General features: G+C 45.6%; 18 protein-coding genes and 1 pseudogene. 7 read left to right on the top strand and 12 right to left on the bottom strand.

Going from position 1 to position 14,318, the window contains the following annotated elements; translation table 11 throughout:
* The 7 genes and pseudogenes from OQV04_RS20235 to ureG all read left to right on the top strand — a co-directional run.
* Positions 1-186, top strand: a pseudogene (locus OQV04_RS20235) (urease accessory protein UreD); the annotation flags it as partial.
* 21 nt (positions 187-207) lie between these two features.
* On the top strand, positions 208-510 hold the full coding sequence (locus OQV04_RS20240) for an urease subunit gamma (RefSeq protein WP_042846107.1): 303 nt from the start codon (positions 208-210) through the stop codon (positions 508-510).
* A gap of 8 nt (positions 511-518) precedes the next feature.
* Positions 519-842 (top strand): urease subunit beta, encoded by a 324-nt coding sequence (locus OQV04_RS20245; protein WP_042846109.1) that lies wholly within the window; start codon positions 519-521, stop codon positions 840-842.
* A 2-nt stretch (positions 843-844) separates the two neighbouring features.
* Positions 845-2,548 carry an urease subunit alpha gene (ureC, locus tag OQV04_RS20250; RefSeq protein ID WP_048606220.1) on the top strand — a complete coding sequence of 568 codons (1,704 nt, stop codon included), beginning with the start codon at positions 845-847 and terminating at the stop codon, positions 2,546-2,548.
* Positions 2,549-2,570: 22 nt separating this feature from the next.
* Positions 2,571-3,056 (top strand): urease accessory protein UreE, encoded by a 486-nt coding sequence (gene ureE, locus OQV04_RS20255; protein ID WP_042846112.1) that lies wholly within the window; start codon positions 2,571-2,573, stop codon positions 3,054-3,056.
* A gap of 21 nt (positions 3,057-3,077) precedes the next feature.
* Positions 3,078-3,743: an urease accessory protein UreF gene (locus OQV04_RS20260; protein WP_272678851.1), complete on the top strand. Its 666-nt coding sequence runs from the start codon at positions 3,078-3,080 to the stop codon at positions 3,741-3,743.
* Between the two features lie 10 nt (positions 3,744-3,753).
* On the top strand, positions 3,754-4,371 hold the full coding sequence (ureG, locus tag OQV04_RS20265) for an urease accessory protein UreG (protein ID WP_042846115.1): 618 nt from the start codon (positions 3,754-3,756) through the stop codon (positions 4,369-4,371).
* 43 nt (positions 4,372-4,414) lie between these two features.
* Here ureG and hypE read toward each other — a convergent pair whose 3' ends face one another.
* The 12 genes from hypE to OQV04_RS20325 form a co-directional block, all read right to left on the bottom strand.
* Positions 4,415-5,440 (bottom strand): hydrogenase expression/formation protein HypE, encoded by a 1,026-nt coding sequence (gene hypE / locus OQV04_RS20270; protein ID WP_072065734.1) that lies wholly within the window; start codon positions 5,438-5,440, stop codon positions 4,415-4,417.
* Positions 5,441-6,553: a hydrogenase formation protein HypD gene (gene hypD / locus OQV04_RS20275; RefSeq protein ID WP_272678852.1), complete on the bottom strand. Its 1,113-nt coding sequence runs from the start codon at positions 6,551-6,553 to the stop codon at positions 5,441-5,443. It abuts the gene before it with no gap.
* Entirely contained in the window at positions 6,537-6,833 is a 297-nt protein-coding gene (hybG, locus tag OQV04_RS20280) for a hydrogenase maturation factor HybG (protein WP_042846117.1), read from the bottom strand. Before hybG ends, hypD begins: the two co-directional genes overlap by 17 nt.
* On the bottom strand, positions 6,824-7,876 hold the full coding sequence (gene hypB, locus OQV04_RS20285; RefSeq protein ID WP_042846118.1) for a hydrogenase nickel incorporation protein HypB: 1,053 nt from the start codon (positions 7,874-7,876) through the stop codon (positions 6,824-6,826). The genes hybG and hypB overlap by 10 nt, the downstream gene beginning before the upstream one ends.
* 90 nt (positions 7,877-7,966) lie before the next feature.
* On the bottom strand, positions 7,967-8,308 hold the full coding sequence (gene hypA, locus OQV04_RS20290) for a hydrogenase maturation nickel metallochaperone HypA (RefSeq protein ID WP_042846119.1): 342 nt from the start codon (positions 8,306-8,308) through the stop codon (positions 7,967-7,969).
* On the bottom strand, positions 8,308-8,793 hold the full coding sequence (hybE, locus tag OQV04_RS20295) for a hydrogenase-2 assembly chaperone (protein ID WP_048606210.1): 486 nt from the start codon (positions 8,791-8,793) through the stop codon (positions 8,308-8,310). Before hybE ends, hypA begins: the two co-directional genes overlap by 1 nt.
* Positions 8,786-9,280 carry a HyaD/HybD family hydrogenase maturation endopeptidase gene (locus OQV04_RS20300; RefSeq protein WP_042846121.1) on the bottom strand — a complete coding sequence of 165 codons (495 nt, stop codon included), beginning with the start codon at positions 9,278-9,280 and terminating at the stop codon, positions 8,786-8,788. The genes hybE and OQV04_RS20300 overlap by 8 nt, the downstream gene beginning before the upstream one ends.
* Entirely contained in the window at positions 9,280-10,983 is a 1,704-nt protein-coding gene (gene hybC / locus OQV04_RS20305; protein WP_042846122.1) for a hydrogenase 2 large subunit, read from the bottom strand. The genes OQV04_RS20300 and hybC overlap by 1 nt, the downstream gene beginning before the upstream one ends.
* Positions 10,980-12,167, bottom strand: coding sequence for a Ni/Fe-hydrogenase cytochrome b subunit (gene hybB, locus OQV04_RS20310; protein WP_042846124.1), 1,188 nt, complete (start codon positions 12,165-12,167; stop codon positions 10,980-10,982). Before hybB ends, hybC begins: the two co-directional genes overlap by 4 nt.
* On the bottom strand, positions 12,151-13,137 hold the full coding sequence (gene hybA, locus OQV04_RS20315) for a hydrogenase 2 operon protein HybA (RefSeq protein WP_206226755.1): 987 nt from the start codon (positions 13,135-13,137) through the stop codon (positions 12,151-12,153). Before hybA ends, hybB begins: the two co-directional genes overlap by 17 nt.
* Before the next feature lie 2 nt (positions 13,138-13,139).
* On the bottom strand, positions 13,140-14,240 hold the full coding sequence (gene hybO / locus OQV04_RS20320; protein ID WP_332642713.1) for a hydrogenase 2 small subunit: 1,101 nt from the start codon (positions 14,238-14,240) through the stop codon (positions 13,140-13,142).
* Positions 14,209-14,318: hypothetical protein (locus OQV04_RS20325; RefSeq protein ID WP_332642715.1), on the bottom strand; the 110-nt coding region annotated here is incomplete at its 5' end. The genes hybO and OQV04_RS20325, both read right to left, overlap by 32 nt.

A 14,318-nucleotide genomic window follows, 5' to 3' on the forward strand; every position in this document is an offset into this window, starting at 1 on the left:
CCGCTTTTCGTTTCAAAGAATAAACCTATCGAATATGGCTTAACGGATGTTGATGGCATTTTAGTATTGCGGTTATTAGGTTCTCAAACTGAACCTATGATGGCTTGCTTTGTGCAAATTTGGCAAGCAACAAGGCAGCACTGGCTAGGTTATTGCCCTGAACCACCACGAATTTGGGCAACTTAAACGTTATTTTTAGGAGCAAAAATGGAACTAACACCAAGAGAGAAAGATAAATTATTGCTTTTTACCGCCGGGCTTGTTGCGCAAAAGCGCTTAGATCGTGGATTAAAACTCAACTATCCAGAAGCGGTTGCGTTGATCAGTTGTGAGATTATGGAAGGCGCTCGCGATGGTAAAACCGTCGCACAATTAATGAGTGAAGGCCGTACCATCTTAACCGCCGATCAAGTCATGGAAGGTGTCCCCGAAATGATCAAAGACGTCCAAGTGGAATGCACATTCCCTGACGGCACTAAACTTGTTTCCATTCATGACCCAATTGTATAGGTAGCAATATGATCCCCGGTGAAATTAAAGTTAACTCAGCTTTAGGTGACATCGTACTCAATGCAGGTCGAGAAACCCAAACCGTCCAAGTCGCTAACCATGGTGATCGCCCTATTCAGATTGGCTCTCATTACCATTTTTATGAAGTGAACGACGCCCTTAAATTTGAGCGGGAAGCGACGTTAGGCTTTCGTTTAAATATCCCTGCGGGTATGGCCGTTCGTTTTGAACCAGGCCAAAGCCGTACGGTTGAGTTAGTCGCATTTAGTGGCAAAAGAGAAATTTATGGCTTCCATGGCAAAGTCATGGGCAAGTTAAAGAGTGAGAATTAATAATGAAAACTATCTCACGGCAAGCTTACGCTGATATGTTTGGTCCAACAACAGGTGACCGCTTACGCTTAGCAGATACCGAGTTATTTTTAGAGATCGAAAAAGATTTCACCACTTACGGTGAGGAAGTTAAATTTGGCGGTGGTAAAGTCATCCGTGACGGCATGGGGCAAAGCCAAGTCACGAGTGACCAATGTGTTGATGTCCTAATCACCAACGCCATTATTTTAGACCATTGGGGGATCGTCAAAGCAGATATCGGTATTAAAAATGGCCGTATTGCCGGTATTGGTAAAGCAGGTAATCCTGACGTTCAACCCAACGTAGATATTGTTATTGGCCCGGGAACAGAAGTGGTTGCCGGTGAAGGTAAAATTATTACCGCAGGCGGTGTCGATACCCATATTCACTTCATTTGCCCACAGCAAGCAGAAGAAGGTTTGGTATCTGGAGTTACTACATTTATAGGCGGTGGAACGGGCCCTGTAGCTGGTACTAATGCGACGACAGTAACGCCCGGTATCTGGAACATGTACCGCATGTTAGAAGCAGTAGACGAGTTACCCATCAATGTGGGCCTGTTTGGTAAAGGCTGCGTAAGCAAACCTGAAGCTATCCGCGAACAAATCGAAGCAGGTGCAATTGGCCTTAAAATCCATGAGGACTGGGGCGCAACCCCAATGGCAATTGATAACTGCCTAAATGTCGCAGATGAAATGGATGTGCAAGTCGCTATCCACTCAGATACCTTAAATGAAGGTGGGTTTTATGAGGAAACCGTCAAAGCCATTGCTGGACGAGTGATCCACGTATTCCATACTGAAGGTGCTGGGGGTGGTCATGCCCCTGATGTGATCAAATCTGTGGGTGAGCCCAATATTCTACCCGCTTCAACCAACCCAACTATGCCGTATACCATCAACACGGTGGACGAACATTTGGATATGTTGATGGTTTGCCATCATCTCGACCCTTCTATTCCTGAAGATGTCGCTTTTGCCGAGTCGCGAATTCGGCGTGAAACCATTGCAGCAGAAGATATTTTGCATGACATGGGAGCAATTTCTGTCATGTCCTCTGATTCGCAAGCAATGGGGCGTGTTGGCGAGGTTATCATTCGCACTTGGCAATGCGCTCATAAAATGAAATTGCAGCGTGGCACCCTAGAAGGGGATACACCGGAAAGTGACAATAACCGAATTAAACGCTATGTCGCTAAATACACAATTAACCCCGCTATCGCCCATGGCATTGCCCATGAAGTCGGGTCGATTGAAAAAGGTAAACTCGCGGATATCGTGTTGTGGGACCCTGCCTTTTTTGCCATTAAACCGGCCTTGATTATGAAGGGTGGCATGGTGGCTTATGCCCCTATGGGGGATATTAATGCGGCTATTCCAACGCCTCAACCTGTCCATTATCGCCCAATGTTTGGCGCATTAGGTAAAGCCAAATACCACACTTCGATGATTTTTATGTCGAAAGCCGGCATCGATGCAGGCGTGCCTGAGAAACTAGGCTTACAAAGTCAAATTGGCCGAGTTGAGGGCTGCCGTAACATCACCAAAGCATCCATGATCCACAATAACTATGTGCCTCATATTGAGCTCGACCCACAAACTTACATTGTCAAAGCTGATGGTATTCCATTGGTTTGTGAGCCAGCCACTGAACTCCCCATGGCACAACGTTACTTTTTATTCTGATCCCTAATTGAAGAGCCAGTGCATGAAAAAATTTATTAAAGTTATAGATAACCATGAGGCACCTGATATGCATTTATCATTGTGTTTAACCATGGATGAGCGCACTAAGAGCCGTTTAAAAGTCACCTTAAGTGATGGACAAGAAGCGGGGTTGTTCCTTCCCCGTGGAACAATACTTAAGGAAGGTGATGTATTAGCCACGGAAACTGGGGAATTCGTCACTATCGAAGCCGCAAAAGAGCAAGTTTCGACGGTTTACAGTGATGACCCACTGCTGTTGGCGCGTGTTTGCTATCACTTAGGCAACCGCCACGTTCCTCTGCAAATTGAAGCGGGTTGGTGCCGTTATTTTCACGACCATGTGTTAGATGATATGGCCCGTGGATTAGGTGCAACGGTCAGTGTGGGGCTGGAAAAATACCAACCTGAGCCGGGGGCTTATGGTGGATCATCCGGTGGGCATCATCATCACCATCAACATGACCACGATGAACATCACCACCATTAATAACACTGGAGAAGTTTATCCATGTTAGCAGATTTGCGCTTATATCAACTTGTCAGTCCCTCTTTACCTGTTGGGTCATTCACTTATTCCCAAGGCTTGGAATGGGCGATTGAAAACGGCTGGGTCACCACGCCGGATACTCTTGTAAGCTGGTTAACAGCACAAATGACCCACGCAATTGCGACATTAGAACTTCCTGTTTTGCGGCAAATTCATACACATTTGCTATGTTCCGATATAGAAAAAGTCACCTATTGGTGTGATTTTATGATCTCCAGTCGTGAAACGAAGGAGCTACGCTTAGAGGAGCGCCAGCGAGGTATTGCTTTCGCCCGCTTGCTACCTCAGCTAGGGATTGAGCTTGATACAACCACACAGACCTGCGTTAAGCAAACACAGTTAATGGCGTTTGCTCTTGCGGCAGTCAGTTGGAATATTGATATTGAAAAGCTGTGCAGTGCCTATGCGTGGGGTTGGCTGGAAAACACCGTCATGTCTGGTGTTAAGCTAATCCCTCTTGGGCAAAGTGCTGGACAGAACATCCTATTTACCCTGACAGAACGCATCCCAACCATTGTCGCGCAATCAGCCACTTGGCCTTTAGAAGATATCGGCAGTTTTACTCCTGCCCAAATTATTGCCAGTAGTCGGCATGAAACCCAATACACACGACTTTTTCGTTCATGAGAAATATACAATGCAAGAATATAACCAACCCCTACGAATTGGTGTCGGTGGGCCAGTAGGCTCAGGAAAAACGGCATTACTCGAAGTTTTATGTAAAGCGATGCGCGATACCTACCAAATTGCGGTCGTCACCAATGATATTTATACCCAAGAAGATGCAAAAATACTCACGCGTGCAGAAGCCTTAGACGCTGACCGCATTATCGGCGTAGAAACAGGCGGTTGCCCTCACACTGCCATTCGTGAAGATGCCTCCATGAACCTTGCGGCAGTTGAGGAACTGGCAATGCGCCACAAAAACCTCGATGTCGTATTTGTGGAAAGCGGTGGCGACAATCTAAGTGCAACCTTTAGCCCAGAGCTCGCCGATTTAACGATCTATGTTATTGATGTCGCTGAAGGGGAAAAAATCCCACGTAAGGGCGGCCCGGGTATTACCCATTCTGATTTATTGGTGATCAATAAAATAGACCTCGCTCCGTATGTTGGGGCATCATTAGAGGTTATGGAAGCAGATACCGCAAGAATGCGCCCAATCAAACCTTATGTTTTCACCAACTTGAAGAAAAAAGTAGGCTTAGAGACCATTATCGAGTTTATTATCGATAAAGGTATGCTAAGGCGTTAGTCTGTTAGTTTGCCCTATAGTTTTTTGCCTATAGGGCATCTGATTAACAAATACGTGGTAATGGCTCACTGTGTGGTAAATCTAATAGCCTTGAGGCACCAAAAACCCCGACTAATTTCACTTGTTTTTGCTCTGTGACACAACCAATGGTAGCAGCATTTTCGCCTAATGGATGGCTGCGCAATGCGCCGAGTACTGCGCTTTCTGCGTCAGGTTTAACCACAATCACCAATTTACCTTCATTAGCGAAGTTAAGTGGCTCTAAACCTAATAGCTCACAAACCCCTCTAACAGCAGAAGAAACGGGTAAATCCCCTTCATTCACCGCTATTCCGCACCCACTGGCCTGTGAAAATTCATGCAAAATAGCAGTAACCCCACCACGGGTGGCATCCCGTAATGCACGGACCCCCTCAATATTGCGCAGTGGTTCAATCAATGGCGTTAATACCGCGCAATCACTATTTAGCTCAGCTTCCAAACCAAGCTGTTCTCGTAAGTTTAAGATGGTTGCGCCGTGATCGCCCAAAGTGCCACTCACTATTACCTTGTCACCCGCTTGAATTTGCTGGGCCCCCCAACGGATCTCACTTGGGATCACCCCAATACCAGCAGTGTTAATAAAGACTTTATCGGCAGCTCCACGCTGCACCACTTTAGTATCTCCGGTCACAATCTCAACGCCTGCGGCGGCAGCTGTTGCTGCCATGGATTCAACAATAGTTTGTAATTCAGATAGAAGGAAACCTTCTTCCAATATAAAACCGCAAGAAAGATATTTAGGAATAGCGCCACTCACCGCTACGTCATTAACCGTACCACACACGGCAAGCTTACCAATATTGCCACCAGGGAAAAAAATAGGATCAATCACATAGCTGTCAGTACTAAAAGCTAAACGGTCACCTAAAGCCGTTAACTCCGCCAATGATAACCGCGCTTGGTCCTCCCTTTCATTAAGTGCTTGATTGGCAAATGCCTGCAAAAACAACTGTTCTATCAGTTGCTGCATAGCCTGCCCGCCGCTCCCATGTGCCATCGTCACCACATTGTTAGCATCACGACTCATTTATGCCTCCCGACGATATTGATAATAAGCCGCACAAGCGCCTTCTGAAGAAACCATTAATGCACCAAATGCTGTTTGAGGCGTGCAACGTTTGCCAAATAGAGCACATTCATTCGGTTTACAACGCCCCGTTAAGACATCACCACAACGAGCTTGCGGGTCATCAGCCACTTGATGAGGCTGTATTTGGAAACGTAATTCTGCATCAAAACTTTGATAAGCTTTCGAGAGCTGAACACCTGAACCCGCAATCTCCCCAAGTCCACGCCATTCGCTCGTTGTTTTTAATTCAAAAACATCACCCAATGCTTTTAATGCCAACATATTGCCATGATCAGATACAATACGCTTATATTGGTTTTCTACTTCACAGCGGCCATCTGCAAGTTGGTCAACAAGCATCGCTATGGATTGCAGAATATCAAGTGGTTCAAACCCCGTTACCACCAGCGGTTTATGAAAGTCATCCGTAATAAATTGATAAGGCTGAGAGCCAATCACCATGCTGACATGCCCCGGTGCTAAAAAGCCATCAATACGTACATCAGGTTGTTCTAACAGGCTTTTAAGCGTTGGGATAATAGTAATATGTTGGCAAAATACCGTAAAATTATTGAGCTGACGGCGTTTTGCTTGCTGCAAGGTGATCGCCGTACTCGGCATGGTGGTTTCAAAGCCTAAGCCAAAGAAAACCACTTGGCGTTCAGGCTGCTGTTCAGCTAACGCTAGCGTATCAAGAGGAGAATAAACAATACGTACATCAGCCCCACGTCTTTTGGCATCTAATAATGAGCCTTTTTGACCAGGCACTCGCATGGCATCCCCATAAGTACAAAAAATTACTTCTGGGCGCTCCGCAATTTCAATACAGCCATCGATACGCCCCATCGGTAATACGCAGACAGGGCAGCCCGGCCCATGCACAAATTCAATTTCATCAGGTAAAAGTTGGTCAATACCAAATTTGAAAATAGCATGGGTATGGCCGCCGCACACTTCCATGAGTTGTAATGGGCGGAACTTCGCTTGTGGAATGCCACTCACTCGTTTACGGATATGGCTTAATAATGCCTGCGCTAACGTTGGGTCTCGAAACTCATCGACGTACTGCATCAGAGTCTCCTACTGTTAACCCACTAAAATCGCTCACTTCATGATCTAATTGGCTCATTGCCGTTAAGGCATCTAACGTCGATTGTGCTTCTTCTTCATTAATGATACTCATGGCAAAGCCGACGTGTACTAATACCCATTGGCCTAATAAATCTGAAGTTTCCCCTTCACAAATTAAACCAATATTAACGTCCCGCTTTACACCACACACATCCACTTGCGCCAGTTGGTGAATATCTTCACCCACTGCGACAATTTTTCCCGGAATGCCTAAGCACATAACTGAGTCTCCAGCCACGCTAGCCATGCGTCCATACCATCTCCTTGCGTCGCAGAGACTTGGATCACTTGGATGTTTGGATTCACTTGTTTGGCATTGGCAATACAAGCGTCCACATCAAAATGTAAATAAGGCAGTAAGTCGATTTTATTCAGTAACATAATGTCTGCAGCCGCAAACATATGTGGGTATTTTAAGGGTTTATCTTCCCCTTCCGTTACCGAAAGCACTGCGACTTTATGACGTTCCCCTAAATCAAAACTTGCAGGACATACTAAATTCCCCACATTTTCAATAAATAACAAACTATTATCTTCTAGACCTAAACGTGCGGCCGCATCATGCACCATTTGTGCATCTAAATGGCAACCTTTACCTGTATTCACTTGAATAGCAGGTACTCCCGTTTCACGGATACGCTGCGCATCATTGGTGGTTTGCTGATCCCCCTCGATGACTGCGCAATTTACTTTGCCCCGCATTTTTAATAGGGTTTCAGTTAATAACGTTGTTTTACCCGAACCGGGGCTGGAAACTAAATTTAACGCTAAAATATTTTTTTGGTTAAACCCATCACGGTTATGCTCTGCAAGATGATTGTTTTTATCTAATACATCCATTTCGATTTGCAGCATGCGTTTTTGACTAATCCCCGGTGCATGAGTCCCTGCCTCCCCGTGGCCATAATCCAGATCGTGATGCTCCCCCGCAGGTTTAAAGCTTGATTCTAGAGTTTGATAAACATGTTTGTGCTTATGCTTATGTTTATGTTTTTTTGATTTCGCCTCGACGGGAGCCGGTTCATATTGGTGATAGTGATTATGCACATCACCTTGATGATAATAATGATGATGGATAATAACCGTTTGCCCTTGGTTATCGTCTTGGTGCGAAAGCCCATGATCATGATGATCGTGTCCATGATGGTGATCATTGTCGTGATGATGATCATGAGGGTGGTCATGGTGATGATTATGGTCGTGATGAGGGTCATCGCCCTCGATCTTGCGCTCCCCTGAAGCACACCCACAAGTACTACACATAAGTTTCACTCCCAACAATGAGATTGTTAAATTAGGTTAATACATAATCCATTGAGACTGGTTGATGCACCTCAAACCCAACCTGAAAAACTATTCAACTTCGAGCTCTTTGATGCGTAAACTATCGCCATTCTCAACCTTTAAATTAAAACTCTGACATTGCGGGCAGCCTGATTGGTGGCTTTCGACTTCCACCATTTTACTGCAATCCCAACACCAAGCCTGCGCAGGAGTATGGATAACATGAAGTTGACACCCCTCCGCCACCGTACCGCGGCAAGCAATATCAAAACAAAAGCGAAAAGCCCCCTCTTCAATACAAGAGAGCGCTCCAATTTCTAACCAAACCCCTGAAACTCGTGTTACCGCATTTAGCTTGGCTTGCTGCTCAATAATGTCTACTGTGCTTTGGCACAGAGCAACCTCATGCATTATGCCCCCTTCAAATGACGAGCAAATAAAGCGCGACGTGCAGGTGATTGCGGAATATTTGGGTCGCTAACAGGCAATGACAGCAAAATCCGGCGACAATCATCCACAAGGTGAATACCTTGCTCAATGCTCAAGCCTTTATCTAATGGTGACATTAAAGAGCAAGCCAAATATTGCGTTAACCCCTCAAGTTCCCCTACGGTGTAAGTCATTTCACCGTAAGGCAGAATTAACCCTAATTTGTCCCCCACACTACGCCGCTGCCAATATTGTTCAGGGCCGGGCAAAATAACAGCGCTTAACATCCATGGAGTGATAACAACGCCTACCCATTGATGTTCAAACAAGACAAAATCACTGGCGTAAACCGGCATAGTCGGATGTAAAAAAGATAAATCATGCATCGATTGCTCTACAACACGCTGAAATGCGGCCTCAACAAGAGGCCGGGGATTGGCTTCATAGCCTTTAATATCATCAGACATGTAAACTCTCTTCTTTGGCAATCACCTCTAGGCCTTCGCTGCGCAGCACTTCAACCACTTTTCTCAACGCGGGCTCAAGGGCAGCTTGCCCCGTTAACGTTAAGCCAATATGCGGTTCAAGGGATTCAGGTACCACACCGACTAAGGTTAGACGTTGGGGGAATTCATCCGTTAAATGCAAAGCCGATAGCACATCTGATAGGCCAAGTTGATGAGGGGAAATTTTTCGGGTAAATAATGCGGGCACTTCGTCATCGCGTAGTACTAAAATTGAGCCAGCCTGCTGGCTCGATAACACCACATCCGCAATAATCAAATGGTCACGGTCGGCCATTGGGCCGATCAATTCCATACCAGCAGTACCACCATCTAGCACTTCTACACATTCGGGCAAGTGATAACGTTCTTCTAACGCTTCCACTATACGCACACCTATCCCTTCGTCACTCAATAAGATATTGCCAACACCCAAGACTAAAATACGCATTACAGCACCTTAACCTTAGTGACTTCACCACCTTCAGTGTCCACAATATGTACAGCACAAGACATACAAGGGTCAAAGGAGTGAATGGTCCTGACTACTTCTAAAGGTTTTGTTGGGTCAGCAACGGGTGTTCCCACAAGGGCTTGTTCGTACGGACCCGGTTCATCGTTAAAGTTACGTGGGCCTGAGTTCCATGTCGATGGCACAACGGCTTGGTAATTTTCAATTTTACCGTCTTTGATAACCACCCAGTGGGAAAGTAGCCCACGAGGTACTTCCCCAAAGCCAACCCCTTTGATGGTGGCATTTTCTGGGAAGTTCGGTTTAACAAAGGTGGTAAAGTCCCCTTTGCCGATGTTATCCACCAGCGCTTGCCACTGAATCGACAACGTTTCATTCAATACACAGCAACGCACGCTACGACCAATAATACGACCTAATGTGGAATGCAGTTGGTCGATGCTAATACTGTTACCTGACAGAGTTTGGTACAGGTTCACTACATCGTTAAAATGTTTTTCCGTTGGCTCATGTTTTGCTGCCAGTTTGCACAGTAAGTCTGCCAACGGTCCCACTTCAACAGTTTTATCGTAGAAAGTCGGTGCTTTTACCCATGAATATTTACCGTCATCATCCCAACCAGTGTAGTCAGGGTTAGTGGTTCCTTCCCATGGCGCTTGTGGTTCGTTTTCTTTGTACCATGCATGTTTGCTACTTTCTTTAATACCATTGATCAAATACTCATCTGTATGGCTGGTAATTGGGCGATAAGTACTAAAGTCACTATTTTCTAAGTAACCACCGGGCAATAAGAAGCTACCATTTTTACCATCCATTGGCATTTCAGGCATACACATATAATTTTGAGCACCTTGACCAACTTCTAACCACTCAGGATAACCCGCAGCAATAACAGCCGCATCGATTTTGTACACTTGCTCAATAAAATCCCCCAAACGATCGATAAAAGATTTCACATACATCAAGCGTTCAAGGTTAAGTACACCAACCCCATCAAGGTTGATTGGGTTTGCCACACCACCAACAGCAAGGTTTTGAATATGCGGTGTTTTCCCCCCTAACAATGCCACAATACGGTTTGCATCCCTTTGGCACTCAAGGGCTTGTAAATAGTGAGCCACCGCAATTAAGTTTACCTCTGGCGACAATTTCATCGCTGGGTGCCCCCAATAACCATTAGCAAAAATGCCTAATTGACCACTTGCGACTAATTTTTTAATTTTATCTTGCACGCGTGTAAATTCTGCGGCGCTATTGAGCGGCCAAGTTGAAATACCGCTTAAGATTTCAGCGGCTTTATTTGGGTCGGCATTTAATGCGGAGGTGATATCCACCCAATCTAATGCAGATAACTGATAAAAATGGACAATATGGTCTTGAATAGTATGCGCGGCTAAAATCATATTACGGATGTACTGCGCATTAACAGGTACATCAATATTCAAAGCGCTTTCAATCGTGCGGACAGATACAATACCATGGACAGTCGTACAAACCCCGCAAATACGCTGCATGATCATCCATGCATCACGAGGGTCTTTCCCTTTGACGATTTCCTCCATACCGCGCCACATAGTGCCTGAAGCCCAAGCCTTAGTGACCTTTCCATCTTCAATTTCACAATCAATGCGTAAGTGACCTTCGATACGAGTGACTGGATCTATTGTTATACGTTGGCTCATGCTTTACCTCGGGCCTGTGAATGGCTCATCGTTGTTTTTTTCAATGCTGGGATAACAGGTAGTAAGCGGACCAATAAGATATAAGCGCATACCTCAATTGCCACAAAACCTATTGAAATTAAAAGTTCTTCTGTTGTTGGGAAGTAGTCGTAACCGCCCCCCGGATTGAACGCGACAAGGGAGTAGCTCATCCGCCACATTGCCGCCCCGATTAACATGCTCAACCCACTGATATATAACCAACGCGAGTCATTTCTCAGCGATGGAATACGGAAAATAACCAGAGGGATCACCATTAACACGGTTTCTATCCAGAACATCATGGCGTAAAAATCGCCATTAAAAATGTGATGTAATTTTTCGCGGTAAATCAACTCACCAAATCGGCAGGCTAAGAACAATATCAAGAGCACTTGCAGAATTTGCGTTAATCGCACAAATAATGGTCGTTCGTCAGCCCCCTGCCCCTTTAAGGCAGCTTGCAGCAATGAACCTTCAAAAATAACAATCGAGAAACCCATAATGAACGCGGTCAACAGTGAGAGCAGCGGCAGCATTTCATAACTTTGCCAAATAGGATGAACTTTATATCCCGCAGAAATCATCAATGACCCCATTGAGGATTGGTGCATCATGGGTAACAAGGCTCCTAATGCAATAATGAAAAACATGACTTTATTCAAGCGTTTTAACGAGACCTTCCAACCAAAACGCTCACACAATGCTGGGGCAAACTCTAAGGCCATGACCCCGATATAAATCGTCATGCATACTGCCGTTTCAAACAGCACCGAATTGGTATTGAAGAAGCCGGGAATATAGAAATAAGGTAAGTTCCAGTAACGCCCCACATCGATAGTTATCGATAAACCACCAAGCGAATAACCGAACAAACTAGCGAGTAATGCAGGACGTACCAACGGATGATATTCTCCGCGATTAAATACGTACACTGCCCAAGCCAGTGCCCAACCGCCACAAGCAAACCCTGTACCAATCAGCAGATCAAAAGCAATCCAAATTCCCCATGGATAGCCGCCATTTAAGTCAGAAACGGAACCGAGTCCAAAAACCAGACGTTTTATAATCAGAATGACACAAATTAGAACCAACGGCCCAAAGACCATTATTGGCCAACTGACTAAACGCCCACCGAGCGGCTGTTCTTTATGATGCGTCGTCATTTGAGTCATCTCCTTCGTGTTTGTCATTCTTGGTATTGCGGTATACCAAGAAGCTCAGCCCTGCTAGTGCGGCTAATGGCAACACCATGCCTTTATAAAGGGTATGCTGCACATATTCAGAGCGAGCGCCGGTAGAAAGCTGGTCTAGTTCAGGTAACCCAAGATTCTGATAAGGCACCCCTGAAAGCACTATCACCTGCGTACCGCCACCTTCAAGCTCGCCATATATGTGCGACTCATATTTAGGTACTTTAATGACATTCGGGTCATTACTATGCAAAGTTTGGCGAGGGTAACCGTATTCATCCCCTGCTTTGAGTGTTAAACGTTTTTTTGCTTCTGCCAGCAGTTCTTCACGCGTACCGAAAATCACTGCTCCTGTAGGGCAAACCTCTACACACCCCGGTAACCCCCCTTTATCTAAGCGCTCTACACCTTTTTGGTTACATAGCTCACATTTATGAATTGCACCAAATTTGTCATCGTAAGCATATTTAGGAATATTGAATGGACATGCCACCATGCAATAACGGCAACCGGTACACACACTAGCGTCGTAATGGACAATGCCTGTTTTCGGATCTTTCTTTAATGCTTGAACAGGACAAACCGACACACAGTTAGGGTCAACGCAATGCATGCATTGTTTTTTGATGTAAGCGTAGCCGTCTTTTTCCTGATCTTTATTAACCCCAGTCCCGCTACTCCAGACCTGAATAATATTATTGGTATAAGGGGTCAGTTTGTCGTTATTTGACCACGTTTGCTCCCCAGCAGGGTTGCGCTCAGGGTGGTTAATATCTTGGCACTTAGTGACACAAGCCTGACAACCAATGCATAGCGTCGAGTCATACAGCATGCCAAGAGAATTCGGAATTGGCGGCCGGTTCTCTGCCCCAGCTAAACTAGGCGAGCTACCAGCTAATAGTGCTCCCCCAGCGGAGAGTTTAAGAAAATTTCGTCTATTCACGGTTATTCTCCCCGTGAGTCAGTATCTTGTTGGCGTTTTTGACGACCTAATTCACGCACAGCCATCACACTCACACCAGCCACTAGCCCTACAACGCCACCAATTAACCCCACTGCGGTTGATGATATTTGCCCACCTTCACGGTTATTCACATCAGGCTTGTCCGCACGCGGTGTTGGGTTTTCAACACTCGCAAGCTGGTGGATAGCTTTATGAAAACCCACATTTTCCTCATTACAACCATAGCAAGGATGACCAATTGCCACTGGCCACACGCCACCGACATCACAAAATTGTAATGTGGAGCAATTACCGTAAGTTTCGGGCCCTTTACAACCTAAATGGTATAAACACCAACCTTCACGGTGACCATCATCCCCGAACTCTTTTGCGAAGCGTCCCGCATCAAAGTGAGGACGACGTTCACAGTGTTCATGAATTAATCGACCGTACGCGAACATTGGGCGATTTTTACTGTCTAGTTTTGGAGGTCTGTTAAAGGTAATTAAATGAGCAACTGTCGCAAGGAAGTTATGTGGGTTTGGTGGGCAACCAGGGATATTAATAACCGTTTTATCTTTAATTACTTGGTTGAGGCCAACTGCACCTGTTGGGTTATCCCCAGCAGCCGCAACACCGCCCCATGATGCACAAGAACCAATAGCAATTACCGCCGCCGCATGTTCAGCCACTTCACGGATATGCTCAACAATCGGTTTTCCTGCAACCATGCAGTAAATACCACCATCTTTCAATGGGATAGAACCATCAACGACTAATACATACTTGCCTTTATACTTCTCTATCGCAGCATGCTTGTTCTGTTCGACCTGTTCTCCAAAAGCGGCGGACAATACCTCATGGTATTCCAGTGAAATCGTATCAAGAATTAAGTTTTCCAAGGTGGGGTGAGTAGAACACAGCAAAGACTCTGTGCAGCCCGTACACTCTTGAGCCCCAATCCAAATAACGGGGGGACGTGATGGGTCACTAATAGATTCAGCAATTTGAGCGGCCGCATTCGCGCTTAGCCCCATTGTTGCTGCCAATGCTGTACATAACTTCATAAAATCACGGCGGTTTATACCATGAGAAGAAATAATTTAAATACCCCAGCGCGCTAAACGGCCCTTCGGTCGGTTTTTGACCGGTAATACTGATAGGCCAGGCGCGAAGTGTGA

Source organism: Escherichia sp. Lx600-2 (assembly GCF_036662595.1).
Classification (GTDB): domain Bacteria; phylum Pseudomonadota; class Gammaproteobacteria; order Enterobacterales; family Enterobacteriaceae; genus Escherichia; species Escherichia coli.

What these genes read in the sequence shown, in the direction of transcription:
- hypB (WP_042846118.1), bottom strand. Translation starts at nt 7,876, where the DNA reads ATGTGTAGTACTTGTGGGTGTGCTTCAGGGGAGCGCAAGATCGAGGGC.
- hybE (WP_048606210.1), bottom strand. Translation starts at nt 8,793, where the DNA reads ATGTCTGATGATATTAAAGGCTATGAAGCCAATCCCCGGCCTCTTGTT.
- hybB (WP_042846124.1), bottom strand. Translation starts at nt 12,167, where the DNA reads ATGACGACGCATCATAAAGAACAGCCGCTCGGTGGGCGTTTAGTCAGT.
- OQV04_RS20300 (WP_042846121.1), bottom strand. Translation starts at nt 9,280, where the DNA reads ATGCGTATTTTAGTCTTGGGTGTTGGCAATATCTTATTGAGTGACGAA.
- ureG (WP_042846115.1), top strand. Translation starts at nt 3,754, where the DNA reads ATGCAAGAATATAACCAACCCCTACGAATTGGTGTCGGTGGGCCAGTA.
- hypD (WP_272678852.1), bottom strand. Translation starts at nt 6,553, where the DNA reads ATGCAGTACGTCGATGAGTTTCGAGACCCAACGTTAGCGCAGGCATTA.
- hypE (WP_072065734.1), bottom strand. Translation starts at nt 5,440, where the DNA reads ATGAGTCGTGATGCTAACAATGTGGTGACGATGGCACATGGGAGCGGC.
- hybG (WP_042846117.1), bottom strand. Translation starts at nt 6,833, where the DNA reads ATGTGCTTAGGCATTCCGGGAAAAATTGTCGCAGTGGGTGAAGATATT.
- OQV04_RS20245 (WP_042846109.1), top strand. Translation starts at nt 519, where the DNA reads ATGATCCCCGGTGAAATTAAAGTTAACTCAGCTTTAGGTGACATCGTA.
- OQV04_RS20240 (WP_042846107.1), top strand. Translation starts at nt 208, where the DNA reads ATGGAACTAACACCAAGAGAGAAAGATAAATTATTGCTTTTTACCGCC.
- ureC (WP_048606220.1), top strand. Translation starts at nt 845, where the DNA reads ATGAAAACTATCTCACGGCAAGCTTACGCTGATATGTTTGGTCCAACA.
- ureE (WP_042846112.1), top strand. Translation starts at nt 2,571, where the DNA reads ATGAAAAAATTTATTAAAGTTATAGATAACCATGAGGCACCTGATATG.
- hypA (WP_042846119.1), bottom strand. Translation starts at nt 8,308, where the DNA reads ATGCATGAGGTTGCTCTGTGCCAAAGCACAGTAGACATTATTGAGCAG.
- hybC (WP_042846122.1), bottom strand. Translation starts at nt 10,983, where the DNA reads ATGAGCCAACGTATAACAATAGATCCAGTCACTCGTATCGAAGGTCAC.
- OQV04_RS20260 (WP_272678851.1), top strand. Translation starts at nt 3,078, where the DNA reads ATGTTAGCAGATTTGCGCTTATATCAACTTGTCAGTCCCTCTTTACCT.